The organism is Vibrio agarivorans, assembly GCF_030409635.1.
GTDB classification, from domain to species: domain Bacteria; phylum Pseudomonadota; class Gammaproteobacteria; order Enterobacterales; family Vibrionaceae; genus Vibrio; species Vibrio agarivorans.
The window spans coordinates 2,780,607-2,795,821 of the sequence record NZ_JAUFQF010000004.1 but is presented as its reverse complement, the minus strand read 5'-3'; the positions used below and the strand labels follow the sequence as shown (position 1 = coordinate 2,795,821).

The 15,215-nt window shown below is 43.9% G+C and carries 18 protein-coding genes; 8 read left to right on the top strand and 10 right to left on the bottom strand.

Going from position 1 to position 15,215, the window contains the following annotated elements; translation table 11 throughout:
- Positions 1-82 precede the first annotated feature (82 nt).
- Positions 83-1,063 (top strand): CobW family GTP-binding protein, encoded by a 981-nt coding sequence (locus QWZ05_RS21360; RefSeq protein ID WP_264875303.1) that lies wholly within the window; start codon positions 83-85, stop codon positions 1,061-1,063.
- Between the two features lie 94 nt (positions 1,064-1,157).
- Here the strand turns inward: QWZ05_RS21360 and ylqF are convergent, their stop codons facing one another.
- From ylqF to QWZ05_RS21335, 5 genes are all read right to left on the bottom strand, one after another.
- Complete coding sequence (gene ylqF, locus QWZ05_RS21355) at positions 1,158-2,102, bottom strand: ribosome biogenesis GTPase YlqF (RefSeq protein ID WP_290300591.1); 945 nt, start codon at positions 2,100-2,102, stop codon at positions 1,158-1,160.
- Positions 2,103-2,424: 322 nt separating this feature from the next.
- Positions 2,425-2,937, bottom strand: coding sequence for an RNA polymerase sigma factor (locus tag QWZ05_RS21350; RefSeq protein WP_290300589.1), 513 nt, complete (start codon positions 2,935-2,937; stop codon positions 2,425-2,427).
- A gap of 96 nt (positions 2,938-3,033) precedes the next feature.
- Positions 3,034-3,282, bottom strand: coding sequence for a thioredoxin family protein (locus QWZ05_RS21345; RefSeq protein ID WP_264875306.1), 249 nt, complete (start codon positions 3,280-3,282; stop codon positions 3,034-3,036).
- Positions 3,283-3,313: 31 nt separating this feature from the next.
- Positions 3,314-4,300, bottom strand: coding sequence for a permease (locus QWZ05_RS21340; protein ID WP_290300586.1), 987 nt, complete (start codon positions 4,298-4,300; stop codon positions 3,314-3,316).
- 498 nt (positions 4,301-4,798) lie between these two features.
- On the bottom strand, positions 4,799-5,221 hold the full coding sequence (locus tag QWZ05_RS21335) for a DUF3010 family protein (RefSeq protein ID WP_290300584.1): 423 nt from the start codon (positions 5,219-5,221) through the stop codon (positions 4,799-4,801).
- A gap of 795 nt (positions 5,222-6,016) precedes the next feature.
- Here QWZ05_RS21335 and cspE point away from each other — a divergent pair.
- The 3 genes from cspE to QWZ05_RS21320 all read left to right on the top strand — a co-directional run bounded on the left by cspE (position 6,017) and on the right by QWZ05_RS21320 (position 6,957).
- Entirely contained in the window at positions 6,017-6,229 is a 213-nt protein-coding gene (gene cspE, locus QWZ05_RS21330; protein WP_252013970.1) for a transcription antiterminator/RNA stability regulator CspE, read from the top strand.
- A 379-nt stretch (positions 6,230-6,608) separates the two neighbouring features.
- Positions 6,609-6,755, top strand: a complete 147-nt coding sequence (locus QWZ05_RS21325) for a hypothetical protein (protein WP_264875311.1) — start codon at positions 6,609-6,611, stop codon at positions 6,753-6,755.
- A 1-nt stretch (position 6,756) separates the two neighbouring features.
- The gene (locus QWZ05_RS21320) at positions 6,757-6,957 is read left to right on the top strand and encodes a hypothetical protein (RefSeq protein ID WP_264875313.1); all 201 of its coding nucleotides are present in this window, start codon (positions 6,757-6,759) and stop codon (positions 6,955-6,957) included.
- Positions 6,958-7,392: 435 nt separating this feature from the next.
- Here the strand turns inward: QWZ05_RS21320 and QWZ05_RS21315 are convergent, their stop codons facing one another.
- Positions 7,393-7,596, bottom strand: a complete 204-nt coding sequence (locus QWZ05_RS21315) for a pyrophosphatase (protein WP_264875314.1) — start codon at positions 7,594-7,596, stop codon at positions 7,393-7,395.
- Between the two features lie 336 nt (positions 7,597-7,932).
- Between QWZ05_RS21315 and QWZ05_RS21310 the strand changes: the two genes are divergently transcribed.
- The 4 genes from QWZ05_RS21310 (at position 7,933) to QWZ05_RS21295 (ending at position 10,916) form a co-directional block, all read left to right on the top strand.
- Complete coding sequence (locus tag QWZ05_RS21310) at positions 7,933-8,592, top strand: glutathione S-transferase (protein ID WP_264875315.1); 660 nt, start codon at positions 7,933-7,935, stop codon at positions 8,590-8,592.
- Between the two features lie 224 nt (positions 8,593-8,816).
- Positions 8,817-9,707, top strand: a complete 891-nt coding sequence (locus tag QWZ05_RS21305; RefSeq protein WP_290300577.1) for an AraC family transcriptional regulator — start codon at positions 8,817-8,819, stop codon at positions 9,705-9,707.
- Between the two features lie 105 nt (positions 9,708-9,812).
- A complete protein-coding gene (locus QWZ05_RS21300; RefSeq protein ID WP_290300575.1) occupies positions 9,813-10,514 on the top strand; it encodes a fibrobacter succinogenes major paralogous domain-containing protein in 702 nt (233 codons plus the stop codon).
- 180 nt (positions 10,515-10,694) lie between these two features.
- Positions 10,695-10,916 carry a hypothetical protein gene (locus QWZ05_RS21295; protein WP_264875320.1) on the top strand — a complete coding sequence of 74 codons (222 nt, stop codon included), beginning with the start codon at positions 10,695-10,697 and terminating at the stop codon, positions 10,914-10,916.
- Positions 10,917-11,055: 139 nt separating this feature from the next.
- On the opposite strand, the gene QWZ05_RS21290 is transcribed toward QWZ05_RS21295, so the two are convergent.
- The 4 genes from QWZ05_RS21290 to trpB form a co-directional block, all read right to left on the bottom strand.
- Positions 11,056-11,691 (bottom strand): 3'-5' exonuclease, encoded by a 636-nt coding sequence (locus QWZ05_RS21290; protein WP_264875322.1) that lies wholly within the window; start codon positions 11,689-11,691, stop codon positions 11,056-11,058.
- Positions 11,692-11,842: 151 nt separating this feature from the next.
- A complete protein-coding gene (locus QWZ05_RS21285) occupies positions 11,843-12,997 on the bottom strand; it encodes a BamA/TamA family outer membrane protein (protein WP_290300571.1) in 1,155 nt (384 codons plus the stop codon).
- 196 nt (positions 12,998-13,193) lie between these two features.
- Positions 13,194-14,000, bottom strand: coding sequence for a tryptophan synthase subunit alpha (gene trpA, locus QWZ05_RS21280; RefSeq protein WP_290300569.1), 807 nt, complete (start codon positions 13,998-14,000; stop codon positions 13,194-13,196).
- Entirely contained in the window at positions 14,000-15,190 is a 1,191-nt protein-coding gene (gene trpB, locus QWZ05_RS21275; RefSeq protein ID WP_264875325.1) for a tryptophan synthase subunit beta, read from the bottom strand. The genes trpA and trpB overlap by 1 nt, the downstream gene beginning before the upstream one ends.
- Positions 15,191-15,215 lie beyond the last annotated feature (25 nt).

Below are 15,215 nucleotides of genomic sequence, written 5' to 3'. Positions count from 1 at the left end.
TCGCTTTTTTTCGTTTTCAAGCCTTGTTTTTGCTTGTTTGAACTCTTTAGAATGACGGTTCATTTGAAAATGGAACAATCCGATGTCGTCAAGAGTACCAACCAATATCATCACGGGCTTTCTCGGTGTAGGGAAAACCACTGCCATCTTGAACTTGCTAAAAAATAAACCACAAAATGAGTCGTGGGCAGTATTGGTTAATGAGTTCGGTGAGATTGGCATCGACGGAGCCATGTTGACAGAGCAGGGCGCTTTAATTAAAGAAGTACCCGGTGGCTGTTTATGTTGCACTGCAGGTGTGCCAATGTCGGTAGGCATTAACGCACTGCTAAGACAAAAGCCAGACCGTTTAATCATTGAACCAACGGGCCTTGGGCACCCTAAGCAAATCGTTGCAACATTGATTTCGGACCAGTACCGCAACTACATCGACCTGAAAGCTACGGTCGCACTGCTTGACCCTCGAAATCTTCTCGATGAGAAATACACCACAAATCAGAATTTCAACGACCAACTGGCAAGTGCAGATGTGGTGATCGGCAATAAAGTCGACGTGTGTGACAGCGCCGCATTAACCGCTTTTGATGACTGGGCTTCTAAACAACTACCAGCCAAGCAAGCCGTTGTCTTAACCAACCAAGGTGAGATGGGCTTAGAGCTACTGTCATTAAACAGCCAGTTCGCACAAAGCCCCACCAAGGTTGAAGCCCATCACCACGAACATGCCCAGATGGAGCCGCAGTTCGAGCTTGCTCCAGGTCAAGCCTATGTGCGTAAAGAGAACAAAGGGCAAGGACATTTCAGTTGTGGTTGGCTGTTTGGTGCAGAAACGGTATTTTCTTTTGATGAGCTGTTTTCTATGCTGACAGATTTAACGGCAGAGCGCGTCAAAGCCGTAATGAATACTGACCAAGGCTGTTTCGCGTTTAATAAGGCGAGCGGAGTATTGTCGGTCAATCAGCTTACACTTAGTGGGTTTGAATCGAGAATTGAAGTGATTGATACCCAATTGCTACCTTGGGATCAGCTAGAGGCAATCCTGTTGCAGTTGGGTTCTCTATAGAGCTAGAGCGCAACGACAATTGCAGACCTGAAATAAATAACGCAGACCAAGTCTGCGTTATTTATTCGTCATATGAGAAGAAGAGTGATAGAAACTAGCGTTTGTTCTTTAAGTAACGTTTGCGGCGCTCTTCTTTCTTTTTCGCTTTTTCTTCTGCTTTTCGAGCGGCTTCAATTTCGACTTCAACCAACTCTTTGGTGATCATTTCAGGAAGCTCCAGCGTCAATTGACCAAGCGTGCCATTGCGAAGCTCGTGCAGCAAAATCTCAGAAGCTTTGTGCAGATTCACACGACCACCAGATTGAAGTGCCCCACGGCGGCGGCCGATTTCTTCCATGATTTCAAGATCAGATTCAGGCATCTCTTCTATTTCATAACGCTCTATTAAGCGCTCAGGGTAGGCCTGTGCAAGATACTCAACGGTGTAGAATGCAACGTCTTCATATTCCATTGCGGTATCTTTTACTGCGCCAGTTGCCGCAAGGCGGAAACCACTGTGAGGGTTTTCAACTTTTGGCCACAAAATTCCTGGTGTATCAGAAAGTACGATGCCATTTTGTAGGTTAATACGCTGTTGGCGACGCGTCACAGCCGGTTGGTTACCTGTTACAGCGATAGTGCGGCCAGCCAAGGTGTTGATGATGGTCGATTTGCCAACATTCGGAATACCCATAATCATGGTACGAATGTTCTTACCAATCTCTTCACGGTGTGGCGCTAGCTTACGACATAGCTCCATGATCTTGTGTACTTCTTGTGGGTTAGAAGTGGTGATTGCCATTGCTTTTACACCTTGCTCTTTCTCAAAGTGCGCAATCCACAAGTCAGTTAACTCCGGGTCAGCAAGATCTCGTTTATTCAGTACCTTCACAACCGGCTTATCGCCACGGATCTGTGAAATCATCGGGTTTTCACTGCTGAACGGAATACGAGCATCCAGAACTTCAATAATCACATCAACTTGAGGGATCGCCTCTTCGATCTCCTTTCGTGCTTTGTGCATGTGTCCTGGAAACCATTGAATTGTGTTATTAACCATATGAAATATTTACCTATTGTTTTTATGGTTAGGCTGGTGGGGGGAACTGGTGGGGAATCAAAAATAAGATTGGAATGTGGAGAACAAAACGTCACACAAACCACCACGAGCGCCATCAGCAGAATTACTTTGATTTTACCACTTATTGCTCGATACGAAAACTTTGTGCCTTAGCGATATGTGAATGTCAAAAAGTAAAACACATACGTCATCGTCTGATTCTTAAAGACTATAGGTTTCAACGGTGTGATATGTTTTTTATTATTGGAACTAGGGGCTTTCGCGAGTCAACCTTCATGACTTTCGACACGAATTGATAGCCTTACTCAGGTTGAAAAGACTGAAAGCCGCATACGCCTGATTGATCTTGAGTGACTTTACACTCTGCAATCAAAATCATTTTGAGTTCGATGCGGGCTCGACGTAAACGCGCCTTAACGGCTGGTAAACTGAGATTATGCACTGCAGCATAATCATTTTGTGTCATGCCGTTGAGGTCGCATTGCTCTATCACGTCACGCTCATGGTCAGAGAGTTTCATCAATACTTTAGGCAGGCAGCGCTGGAGTTGTACCATTGGGGGAGAAACCTCTGCTGGCATAACAAATTCGTTGACTTCGACCGATTGAATCTTGCGCCTGAGATGGTCGATAAATTGATTTCTGGTCATTCGAAATAGCCACGACTTTCCATCTTGCAAGGTACAAAAGCGTTGGCTATTTGCCAACGCTTTGAGAAACACTTCCTGCATAATGTCTTCCGCTTCGTGCGGATTTTGGGTTTGCTTTAATAGCCAGCCATACAAGCTGGGTTCGGCATCATGCCATGCACTCATCAGACATTTCATTATTGGATCTCGATATTGGATCTCAATGAGCGTCGCGCATGCTGAATACACCATATCTCACAGCGCGACGTACTTTTCTTCTCTTTACGCTACAACATCTTGTTTGAGAAGTTCGCGAACTAGATCAACAGATGGCACCGAGCCCGTATGTTTAATTTCACCATCAATCATCACACCAGGGGTGCTCATGATACCGGCTTCCATAATCGCTTCTAAGCTGGTGACTTTCTCAATAGTAACTTGCTGATCTAACTCTTGTGCGACTTGAGCGACAAGCTCTGCTGTCAATGTGCAGTTGTTACAACCTGAACCATAAATTTGAATTGTTTTCATTGTAGCCCCCTATGAGCTTTGCTCGTTTTGATTAATAGAAGAAGTTAAAAAACCAACCCGTGATGGAAATCGCCACCAACAAATAACCGGCTATCACGCAGAGCATTTTATATTGCATCACCTGTCTGAGCATGATGAACTCAGGCAAGCTCACTGCGACTGCCCCCATACAGAATGCGAGCGTGGTGCCAAGCGGCATGCCTTTTTCAATCAGAGACCCCATGACGGGGACGATGCCGGATGCGTTGGTGTAGATCGGTATGGCGCTCAATGTCGCCAGTGGCACTGTCCACCACTGACCTTGCGCAAGGTTTTGCTCAAACCAATCAGCGGGAACAAAGCCGTGAATAAATGCGCCGATGCCCACCCCAACGATGACCCAAAGCCAAATGCGTTTGAAGATGGTGCTGGTCTCGTTTACTGCAAATTCGTGGCGTTGTTTCATCGTCATTATTTCAGACTCAAGCGCCGCCGTTTGTCTTTCATCGAATTGATTGGCTTGTTGATACGCTTTAGCGAGGAAAGGTTGCAACCAACGGTGAGCTTTAAACAGATCGAGAATAAGACCCGCAAACATCCCCAGCAACATGCCGATAGTGACGTACATAATGGTGAACCTCAGCCCCAACACGCTGCCAAGCATGATGACTACGACTTCATTGATGAGCGGTGAAGTGATCAAAAACGCGATAGTCACGCCAATAGGAATGCGTGCCGAGACAAAGCCCATGAACAGCGGAATAGAGCTGCATGAACAAAATGGCGTGATTGCCCCAAACAGAGATCCAAGAAGATAACCTACGCCACGGTGTTTGCCTTGTAGGTATTGGCGAACTTTGTCGACGCTCAAACTGGCCCTTAGCGCAGAGATGAGGTAAATCAACACAAGCAACAAGACCAAGATCTTACTGGTGTCTTCAATAAAGAAATGAACCCCATTCGCAAGCGAAGTGTTGTTGGCCAAACCGAAAACGGAATAGGTCAGCAAGTCGGCAAGATAGGTAAAAACGTTTAGCATACTGGCACTCTCTTGGTGGTATATCTCTAACACGTTTCAGGGGTGAAAAGGATGCACACCTTTTCAATTTGATTTGTTTTTGATTAGAAAGTGTCACTTTAAAGTGGAGTGTTTTTTGAGGATAGAATTACGATCTGGGACTTTAACAACCAGGACTCTACCTCTTTGGGATCACAACTGATAAAGACAACAATTGGGAAGAGCAAACTGAGGTATCAGGCATACCTACGATGCATCCTCTAGGCGGCCTTATTGTACTGTTTGACAATACAAGATTCGGTATTGCGAACCCAAAGTAGATAGCCTGGGCACTTCGCTGCTCTGAAATGCTCCAAATTTTGCAAGAGTCGGAGTGAGTTAGATAGGGAGCTCTGATTTGTAGCTGACTTTTTCAAGCAAAAAATCATAACTATATGACCTGATTTGCTTGTCCACTAAAAAGTAAATAGCGCGAAAAAAAACATTAGACGCGCTATCGGCTTATATTGCAGCGTTGTACTACTTCATGATGCAGGCGTAGGCCACCATAAATGCTGGCTCTTGATACTGTTTTAGACCCGTTTCTTTAAAAGGCAACCTGAGTGGATTGCGCTTTAGACCCTCTTTGATTTCTGATGCAGAGATAACATCCACCTTAAGTCCATCAATAAGCTGAATAGCCGCTTCCAGTTTGAAACCCACTGCACCACCAGCAAACTTACCTTTGGTTTGGCGCTGACGGATAACGACACGCTCAACCTGATAATCTTGCATCAGCTTTGCAAATGAGAATTGAAAGTTCTTCATCTTGTCGGTGTTATTAGCATCGGCGATGGAAATTTTTGCTACACGACAGTCAGGAATATTAAATACGCCATCAGATAGGGTTAGAAGACTGATAATCGCATCATTACCACTAAGTTCAACGCCACAAATTTTCATTTTATTACCTTGTTATAGATGAGGAGCCGAGTATAGGAGTTGTCGACGCATAGTACTACCCTAAGGTGATCATATACGCCCTAATAAGTGGAAAAACCTGAGGTAAACACGCCTGTTTTGTACCGTCAAGACTAGACGCTATGATTAAGCAATCTATACCGCCTGTTATGACTTTATCAGTGTTAATACAGAGGTGCAAACTAACAAAAATTTGCCCCAGTTTGCTAGCTATAACTGGCCTAACAAATCACAGTGACGTTATTTGAACTACTTTTTCTTAACTGTGTAGTGATTTAATGATGCTAGATACCCAATTAGGTGGCAAAGTCTCCGCCATAAATGAGATGTTCAATGATAAAACGACAACGACGTACATTTTCTTCTGAGTTCAAAGTAGAAACTGCTAGCTTCTGCAAGAAGCCGAACTGATAAGCAAACAATTAGGCTCGAATCGCTAATAAGAAGGCTTCCGCTCTAATCTGGTATAGTTGACACTTATGACTATGAGTGCCTATTGGGTTTTTAATTTTCCGATGTAGGACATTGTAAGAGGTTCATTTTACGGTCTAATTTTAAAGAATTAAAAATAAACAAAGAAATGTATATCTATTTGGTTGAGACAGTGTATAGTGTATGTCAGCTCAAACAGTGAGCTATTGGTAACTTATTTAGTTCAAGCTTTTCTCAGTTCTCTATCGATTTGATTTATCATCTCCATCCAGCCCTGCGATACCTTTTTCTTCATTCCTTATTTAGTAGCTCTCTTTCTAACACAATCAAACTATTGAGATATACATGTCAAATAAAACAACTGGTTCAGTAAAATGGTTCAACGAAACAAAAGGCTTTGGCTTTATCGCACCAGATAATGGCAGCGCTGATGTTTTTGTTCATTTTAGATCAATTACCAGCGACGGCTTTAAAACATTAACGGAAGGTCAAAAAGTTTCCTTTAACGTTGAGCAAGGCTCAAAAGGCCCACAGGCAGCAGACGTTACTGCACTGTAAGAATTCTGACGAGTTCTTTCCGACAGTCTAGTTACGGAAAGAACTCTCTATTTTACTAATTATTAAGGAGTTAAATGGTTCGAAAATCCTATCGTAAAAAATATTGGTACTATGTTTTACGTGAGAAAAATCAACTTAAGAGCAAAAGTTAGTTGTATCACATTAAATATCACCTTTATCAAAACAACATATCTTGGTCTGCGATTATAAGTCAGCTTACTAGTGACGTTCTAACACGTCATGTCCTGCACAAAGGAAATGTCAATTGCTTAGACTTACATTTCTCTTTTAGTGAGACGGAACAATCAGGAAAAATACTAAACTCCCAAAATGTGGTCTTAGGGGATTTTTATATTTCCTAAATTAAGGAGATTAGTCATTGAAAAAAACAACAATTAAAAAGCTAAAAAATGAAGCTGTCGTTCATAATGAAAATGGTGTTCGAAAGGATACTATTCATGAAGTAAGAAAAAAGATTGAGAATATTTTAATAGAACGTGAACGAAAAAAGGTATGGGATCAATAAAATGAGAAAGCCTGCAAGGAAATCAAGTAACAAAAACCGCAAGAGCAGCTTTGAAGAGAAGTTTTCCCATATGGTCGCTGAATATCAAAAAGCTAAAGAAGTGTTGGATTCTTTGGCTGAAGGTACTGCTGAATATAATAAGCAGAAGAAAGTCTGCGATAAGCTTTTTGCGAGTGCTGAACGGTTTATAAATAAGAATTAAATTTATCCCTCTAGTTGCTCTAGAGAGTGACTATGCAAGTAGATGTGAATACATGCGACTTAGGCACATATTCTATGCGATGTATACAATCAGAAACGGACTGCGCTTGCAGTCCGTTTTGGTTTCTGAGTTTATAGAGTAACGTTGTTTAATCAGGTTAATTGTAGTGGATAAGTGAAATTGGCCAATACATTAGAGGTTTTGCTATACCCCAAGTAATCCGTGGTTTGCTAATTTAGAAAACTCTGTAACTCATAATTGTCCAGAAACGTTTTTAAAATTGATCAAACTCTATGTGATCAAACTCTAATGTTCTCCGATAACAATGGCTTGATATAGAGCGAGTCTAGAGTCAGGTAGAGTTTAAAAGTAGGTAGTGGTTAGGGGAAAATTGTTGATCTTAATTACACATCCCTGTGTAACGTGTTCTTAATGTCACCTGGCTTTAAAGCGCTTCATAAATTGGCTAAAGCGTGGAATCAGGCTTTGCACAGTCGGCGCATCGGGAATCTCATTTACAAAAATCATAAAGCGTTGTGCTTTACTTTTATCACCTTGAGCAGTCCCTGCTAGTATTGCTTGAGCTAAAATTACATTCTCAGCGGTAACGTCCTTATTCGAAAATTCGTGAATCAACATAGAAAATCCTAATAAGTATAAATACGGATGTAATAATACAATATATTGATTTTTATATCGATAGCTTATGGCATTCATCAATGTCAGATTTGTGTTAAAGCAAGACAGTGATGCGCACCATCAACACTTGACAGTGAGCTTAGTTTCTGTTCGTACTTAGGCTAACTCTAGATTTGTTAACACCTAGTTTTCCGAAAGTTATGTCTGTCCAGAGGTGTCTTGCGAGTCTTTAAACACAGTTTGTGATCACCAAGCGATTCTGTCGAAACACAATCACCAAACGATAGCCGAGCACAGTAACTATAATTAAGCTCTAAACCTCGTTCACGAAGCATAATGAAAAATCAAAATAATCGCGTTCTGTACTCCTTGCATAATTGTCCTTACGCAATAAGAGCTCGCCTTGCTTTAGTTAAAGCACAGCAAAGCGTCACTATCCGGGCTGTTAAGCTCGATAACAAACCGGAAGAAATGCTAAATACTTCTCAAAAAGGCAGTGTTCCGGTGTTGGTGATGCCGGATGCTACAGTAATTGAAGAGAGCTTAGAGGTTATGGTTTGGGCGCTATCTCGAAATGATCCAGAGGGGTTACTGAGTTGCGATAACAATAGAGTTTTGCCGGAGATGCTCGACTTTATAGCGTCTTTTGAAAATGACTTTATTCCTGCTCTAAACCAGTTTAGCTGCGCAAAGCGCTATCATGAGCAAGAGATGTTTGCCTTGCGTAAGCTGTGTGAAATTGAGTTAGCAAAACTTGAGGGAGGGTTATCAAAACACACATTTTTGTTTGGTGAACGAGAGAGCTTGGTAGATATCGCCATAGTGCCCTTCATTCGTAAGTTCGCACGTATCGACAAGCCTTGGTTTCGTGATAGTCCATATCCCCACCTGAGGCTTTGGCTTAATCGATACTTGCAAAGTCATGTCTTTACTAAAACCATGAAACATTACCCTCTTTGGCTGCCTGATAAAGTTGATGTCACGTTTGATGTTTAACTTGCCTTGCTGATGCGGTTAAACCGCAACTACTGTTATTCATGCTCACCTTATTTTCGCCTTTCAAGCTAGATTAGCTCATTCGCAAACACGTTCAACAATTGCGTATTTGGCATTTGGGGAGTATGGTTTAATTAATGAGCAAAACTCTCAATTGTGCATATGAATGACCTAATTATTTGGGTTAATCGTGCCTATTTGTATCTCTTTGGTTTATGGTAACTATGTCAAAACAGAAAGTTAAGCAATTAGTTGAACAGCGCCTCACACAAGATGGGATGGTTGAAACCGGGATCAAAGGAGTGCGACTCTTTAGGGTCACACAGGCGATTCCGTGTGCACCAGCGGTGTATGAGCCGACGGTGGTTGTTATCTTGAACGGTCAAAAAGAGGCGATTTTAGAGGGCGATAAATATGTGTATGACAACAGCCAATATCTATGTTGCACCGTCTCTCTTCCGGTAGAAGCAGGCACGCCGCAGGCTTCGGATGAAGAACCATTGCTCGGTGTCTACATTTCCCTTGATACCAAAGTGATGACAGAGCTAGCTATTGAGATGGAGAACGCTATAGGAGCTATCAAGATGCCTAAAAGCAGTTCACAGCCTCAAGGGCTTTCATTGGCAAACTGGGATGACAGTTTCTCTGAAGCTCTATTGCGTCTGGTTCAGCTCGAGGACTCGATGGATATTGCCATTTTAGGCGAACAGAGGTTGCGTGAGGTCTATTACGCGGTGCTTAAAGGTGATGCGGGAATTTCGGCAAGACGCGCGTTTGGCGTCGGTAATGAGATTGCTCGCTCAATTAACTATTTATCATTGAATCTAGCAAATAATGTCACCATCGATGAGCTGGCTTCTCGGGTGGGGATGAGCCGAGCGGTGTTTCATCGTAAGTTCAAACAAGCCACTAGAATGTCGCCGATTCAGTTTATGAAAGCGATGCGCCTGAATAACGCCGCGATGAAAATAGCGGCTGGTATGAATGTGAGTGAAGCGGCGATGGCAGTGGGTTATGTCAGTTCGTCACAATTTAGCCGAGAGTTCAAGCGAATGTATGGTCAATCTCCGAAACAGTGGAGCCACTCGAAAGAGTTGCTCGACAAAGTTATTTAGTTATTAATTGAGACAAATAGGCAAGTTTTAGCGAGCATATTACCTGTATTTCGGGTTTGTTGAGAGTTAAAGTAGGCTGTATACAACGAATTTAGGCAAACCAGTATGAACATCCGAATCTTTTCACTAGGGGTTAGTATGGTAATGGCAGCGACAGTATCAGCGAGCGACGTTAACAAAGAGCTCTATCAACTCACAGACACTGTGCAAGATGTGGAAGGAAATACCTATCGCACAGTGCAAATAGGTGATCAGGTTTGGTTGGCTGAAGGACTAAGAAGCACTCAGTTTCAGGATGGTTCGAGTGTGCGCTCAGGTGTGATTCCAAAAGATGATGAACAAAACCTACTAAAGTATGGGCGGCTTTACAATTGGCATGATGTGTCCGACGAAAGAAACTTATGCCCAGTCGGTTGGCGTGTTGCTACCGATGATGACTGGAAACAACTGGAACGTACATTAGGTATGCCGGAGGATGAGCTTGATAAGCGCGGCTGGCGAGGTGGGGAGCAAAGCATTGGATTACAGTTGAAAGAGTTGCAAGCTGAGGGACCCTTTGCGAAGATTGATCCGTCTCTCGTGAATAAGCATCGGTTCTTTGCGCGACCTGCAGGGGTGAAATGGAATGGCTTTTACATTACTCAGGGGGCGTACACTGAGTTCTGGACCGCAACCAGTGATTCAGACAACGATGCGATGATTCGCACGCTCGCATACTCATGGTGGAACGCACACAAAAGCGAGATTAGACGTGCAACCAGCTCGAAAGAGTATATGTTCTCAGTCCGTTGCGTGAAAATTGTTTAATGACGAACCCACTTCGTTTTTTGGCCAGCTGTTTCAGCTGGTTTTTTATGTGTTCTATTCTCATGGATTAGACAAAGCTTGATTTAGCCATTGATCAATTTGCGTCAAAGCTCACATCCGAATTTCACCTTGCCGCCTAGACTTGACAGTGATTTAAGAAAAATCAGCAAGGAGAGTGTGATGAGCATGACAAAGGATAGCCTGCGTGGTGCGGTGATGAATGATTTAATGAAAAAAGTCGATAGTCATGATGGGCAGAAGGAGATGCTAGGAACTGTCACGTTCATTGTTCTGAATGGCAACCCAATGTGTATCGAGGGTGTCACGGAAGATTCTGCTGAGCAAATCGGTGTAAAGTATGGCTTATCAGGCTCGTGGGTGCCGATGAAAGGGGAGTTATAGTGACTCTAATTGTTGGGCTTTTACGTGGCTGATGGCACGAGCGAGAAACGAATCTCTCGCTCCTCAAGGGAGTGCCGCCTGAAAACCATGTACTGCTATATTTGTTGCTACATAAGCATAAGCGCCGAGCGTATGAGGACTAGCCGATCTTACTGAGCATCTTAGCCACGCTGCCTTTCGGTGTTTTGCCGATTTTTTGCATCAATGAAAACTCTGGGCTTTCAATGCCAAATTCTTGTTTGAGAATATCGAGGTGAACTAGCCACAATGACGCAGTCACTTGTGCATCGGCTAGCGCTCGGTGAAATACGCCATCATTGTCAATATTATGTAAGCGAACCAAATCACCAAGCTTATGTGATGCGGCTTGTTGAGTCAGGCGGCGAGAGTTCAATAGTGAACAGGCAAATTCACCGTCATACTGACGCCCAATTAAAGCCAGTTCAGCGTCCAAAAAGCGCTTATCAAAGCTGGCATTGTGAGCCACAAGGTTGCTGCCTTGGATAAAGTCGGCAAAGTGATTCATGACCACCTCACAACTGTCTGCGGTCGCAAGCATTCTATTACTGATCCCAGTGTAGCCTTCGATAAAACCACTCACTCTAAAGCCAGGGTTCATCAATTTTTGAAAGCTATCGACGACCTTACCATCAACAAGTTTAACCGCACCAATTTCAATGGCGCGATCACCTTGATTCGGGGATAGCCCTGTGGTTTCGAAGTCGAGAACAATAACTGAATTTGCTGCTTTTTGAGAGGGCACAATAGATTCCATAGCGTGATTGATTGAACAAACCGTTGAAAGTGGTTCGCTTTGGGGTGAGGATTGTAACTGATACCAATCAAAGCTTCTATTCTGAGCTTAAAATATTGTATCGGGCCTTATTAGGCCCTTATTCGTTGATGAATGATAGAGCGACTTTCGGTTAAAAAACCTCATTCACATGGAAGTAGAAAGCCGTTTCATCATTGCCGATCCCAATGTCGGCTCTGACATTCACTTTATCTTTGATTTTAAATCGCAATCCCGTACCGACACTGGTCAATAGTTCATCATTCAGTTGGTTTATCTCAGGAGCTACTGAGCCAACGCCACCCCAAAATACAGCGCCAAGACGCCAGAAAATAGGCAATCGATATTCGACTTGCCCCATTGCCATGTGGTTATCTCGGTAACGTCCTTCAACATGACCTCGAAGCCCATTTGCGCCGCCGATATCCGGCAATCGATTCCACGGTACATCGCCACTGGTAAAGTCTCCTTGTATTTGCCACGCGATAAGACCCGGAAGTGTATTCAAGGTAATATAATTGGCGAGCTCAAAATCATATTTTCCAAACCAATCATCAGTCAGGGAAGAGTGATAATAGCCAGCGGTAACATCAAATAACACGCCTTCAGAAGCGTTCAATACATTGTCACGGGAATCAAAAACGGCACTCACTTTTGCACCATAGCTGGTGTTTTTCTGTAAATCTGATGCGCGCTCTAAAGAGCTCTGGTTATCTTCTAGCTCGAAATCACTTGCTTTGGCATAGGTGATATTTGCACCTAAGCCGAGATAGAAATCGTTGCCGACTTTGGTGAGTAGGGTCGGCTCAAGTAATGCGACTTGTTCTGAATAATTGATTCTATTTTGATCAACACTCCCCGCCTCATGGCCAACACCGTAGTAGACCCCAGCATCGTCAAATAACTCGAAATCAAGATAGAAGCGATTCTGATCGCCGGCAAAGAAGTGTCGATTCTCTAATGTGATCCCTTTTGACCCATTGGTTGAGATATACGGGTTGATCACCATTGATGAAGGTTGAGTGGTGCCTTGGTGAGTATCGCCATATAAGCCTACGTAGAGTACCCCAACACCAAACCCTTGCTCAGGAGTATAGAAAAGAGCGGGGATGTAACTCGAATCAATGCCTTTGCTCGGGTCATACTCTTCTTCTGCACCGAATATAGCGAGGATGTCATCGAGCTTCTCTGTCGTCTCTGAAGGCGTTGTTTCAAAAAGAGGTTGGACGGCAAAAGCAGGGCTCGTCAAGCAGCAGGTTAAAGCCACTGAACGCAACAAGTTATTCATTAATATTCTCTACAAGCACAGTTTGTGCCGAGTATACAGACTAATTATGAATGTAGTGAACACTTCGTGAGTGAGTTTAGTGGTTTGCAGAGATATTTATCCCAGCGATGATAAACGGGCTTTCTGGGCGTTTGTCCTGTTAGAGGAAATGAAAAAGGGCGCATCGCGCCCTTTACAATTATATGCTCACAAAGAACTATTTTTGTGTCGCAGCTTTCATTGAAGAAACAAACTCACCGAGCGCATCCAGCATAGCTTGAGGCTGTTCGAGATTGGTTTCAATGATCTTAACAACTGCAGAGCCCGAGATAGCGCCCGCAGCACCAGCTTCTAACGCTTGTTTTACTTGCTCTGGCTGTGAGATACCAAAGCCAAGTAACGCGGGTGGTGCGTCGAATTGGTTCAGACGACCCAACATGTCACCCACTGGCATATTCGCTTTTGTTTCTGCACCTGTTACCCCTGCACGAGACAGCAGGTATGTGTAACCGCCACCCAATTCAGAGACCTGTTTTAGCGTTTCATCACTTGCTGTCGGCGGTGCGATGAAAATAGGATGTACACCATGCTTCTTCGCCGCTTCGATAAATTCACCCGCTTCGTTGGTCGGTACGTCAGCAATCAATACTGAATCGATACCTGCTTTCGCGCAGCGCTCATAGAAATTATTGATACCGCGCGTGTAAACGAGGTTGGCATACATCAGAAGGCCAATAGGCAGTTCTGGGTATTTCGCACGAATCTTACCGATCTGCTCAAAACAGATGTCTGGTGTAGCACCAGAATCTAGAGCTCGAATGTTAGCTCCTTGAATGGTTGGGCCATCAGCTAGCGGGTCAGAGAAAGGGATACCGAGTTCAAGTGCATCGGCACCAGACTCAACTAGGGTTTCCATGATCTTGTAGGACTGCTCAGGATTTGGGTCACAAACCGTTACGAACGGTACAAATGCGCCTTGGTTTTTCTCGCTTAGGCGCTCAAACATCGCGTTATAACGATCCATTAGATCACTCCTTTTTCTTGTAGGATATCGTGAACAGTGAAGATATCTTTGTCACCACGGCCTGATAGGTTTACCACCAACAGTTGTTCTTTCTCTGGGTTCTCGCGAGCCATTTTCAATGCGTGTGCTAGCGCGTGTGCTGACTCAAGCGCTGGGATGATGCCTTCGTGACGTGCAAGCTCTTGGAATGCATCTAGTGCTTCATCATCAGTCACATTGTCATACTCTGCACGCCCAATAGCGTTAAGGTGTGCGTGTTGTGGGCCAACCGATGGGAAGTCTAGGCCAGCAGAGACAGAGTATGACTCTTCGATTTGGCCGTGTGTGTCTTGCATCAGCGGCGCTTTCATTCCAAAGAAAATACCGGTTGTGCCGTGCTTAAGAGGTGCACCATGCTGGTCGGTATCGATACCTTTACCTGCTGGCTCAACACCAATAAGACGAACCGTTTCTTCTTCAATGAAGTCGGCAAACATACCAATCGCGTTTGAACCACCACCAACACAAGCGATAACCGCATCAGGCAGACGGCCTTCGCGAGCAAGCACTTGGTTTTTGGTCTCTTCACCAATCATGTGTTGGAATTCACGAACGATGGTCGGGAATGGGTGAGGGCCTGCTGCTGTACCAAGTAGGTAGTGGGCATCTTCATAGCTTGCTGACCAGTCACGCAGGGCTTCGTTACAAGCATCTTTTAGTGTTGATGAGCCAGAGTGTACAGGAATCACTTCTGCACCCATCAGCTTCATACGAAATACGTTAGGGCTTTGACGCTCAACGTCTTTCGCACCCATGTAAACGCGGCATTTTAGATCTAGTAGTGCACAAGCTAGGGCAGTTGCAACACCGTGCTGACCTGCACCTGTTTCAGCGATGATCTCTTTTTTACCCATACGCTTAGCCAAAAGTGCTTGGCCAAGTACTTGGTTGGTCTTGTGCGCGCCACCGTGAAGCAAATCTTCACGCTTTAGGTACAACTTAGTTTTAGTGCCTTTAGTTAGGTTACGAGTAAGCGTCAACGCTGTTGGACGACCAGCATACTCTTGAAGCAGAGTCATGAACTCACTACGAAACTCAGGGTCTTCTTGAGCATCAATAAAGGCTTGTTCTAGTTGTTCAAGCGCAGGTACTAAAATCTGCGGAACGTATTGGCCGCCGTATTCACCAAAGTAGGCATCGAGTTTAGCCATGTTTAAATTCCTTAATACTTTAATT

Bases quoted from the DNA above. Each gene is read 5' to 3' on its own strand.
- QWZ05_RS21360 (WP_264875303.1), top strand. From the start codon at position 83: ATGTCGTCAAGAGTACCAACCAATATCATCACGGGCTTTCTCGGTGTA.
- ylqF (WP_290300591.1), bottom strand. From the start codon at position 2,102: ATGGTTAATAACACAATTCAATGGTTTCCAGGACACATGCACAAAGCA.
- QWZ05_RS21350 (WP_290300589.1), bottom strand. From the start codon at position 2,937: ATGAGTGCATGGCATGATGCCGAACCCAGCTTGTATGGCTGGCTATTA.
- QWZ05_RS21345 (WP_264875306.1), bottom strand. From the start codon at position 3,282: ATGAAAACAATTCAAATTTATGGTTCAGGTTGTAACAACTGCACATTG.
- QWZ05_RS21340 (WP_290300586.1), bottom strand. From the start codon at position 4,300: ATGCTAAACGTTTTTACCTATCTTGCCGACTTGCTGACCTATTCCGTT.
- QWZ05_RS21335 (WP_290300584.1), bottom strand. From the start codon at position 5,221: ATGAAAATTTGTGGCGTTGAACTTAGTGGTAATGATGCGATTATCAGT.
- cspE (WP_252013970.1), top strand. From the start codon at position 6,017: ATGTCAAATAAAACAACTGGTTCAGTAAAATGGTTCAACGAAACAAAA.
- QWZ05_RS21320 (WP_264875313.1), top strand. From the start codon at position 6,757: ATGAGAAAGCCTGCAAGGAAATCAAGTAACAAAAACCGCAAGAGCAGC.
- QWZ05_RS21315 (WP_264875314.1), bottom strand. From the start codon at position 7,596: ATGTTGATTCACGAATTTTCGAATAAGGACGTTACCGCTGAGAATGTA.
- QWZ05_RS21310 (WP_264875315.1), top strand. From the start codon at position 7,933: ATGAAAAATCAAAATAATCGCGTTCTGTACTCCTTGCATAATTGTCCT.
- QWZ05_RS21305 (WP_290300577.1), top strand. From the start codon at position 8,817: ATGTCAAAACAGAAAGTTAAGCAATTAGTTGAACAGCGCCTCACACAA.
- QWZ05_RS21300 (WP_290300575.1), top strand. From the start codon at position 9,813: ATGAACATCCGAATCTTTTCACTAGGGGTTAGTATGGTAATGGCAGCG.
- QWZ05_RS21295 (WP_264875320.1), top strand. From the start codon at position 10,695: ATGAGCATGACAAAGGATAGCCTGCGTGGTGCGGTGATGAATGATTTA.
- QWZ05_RS21290 (WP_264875322.1), bottom strand. From the start codon at position 11,691: ATGGAATCTATTGTGCCCTCTCAAAAAGCAGCAAATTCAGTTATTGTT.
- QWZ05_RS21285 (WP_290300571.1), bottom strand. From the start codon at position 12,997: ATGAATAACTTGTTGCGTTCAGTGGCTTTAACCTGCTGCTTGACGAGC.
- trpA (WP_290300569.1), bottom strand. From the start codon at position 14,000: ATGGATCGTTATAACGCGATGTTTGAGCGCCTAAGCGAGAAAAACCAA.
- trpB (WP_264875325.1), bottom strand. From the start codon at position 15,190: ATGGCTAAACTCGATGCCTACTTTGGTGAATACGGCGGCCAATACGTT.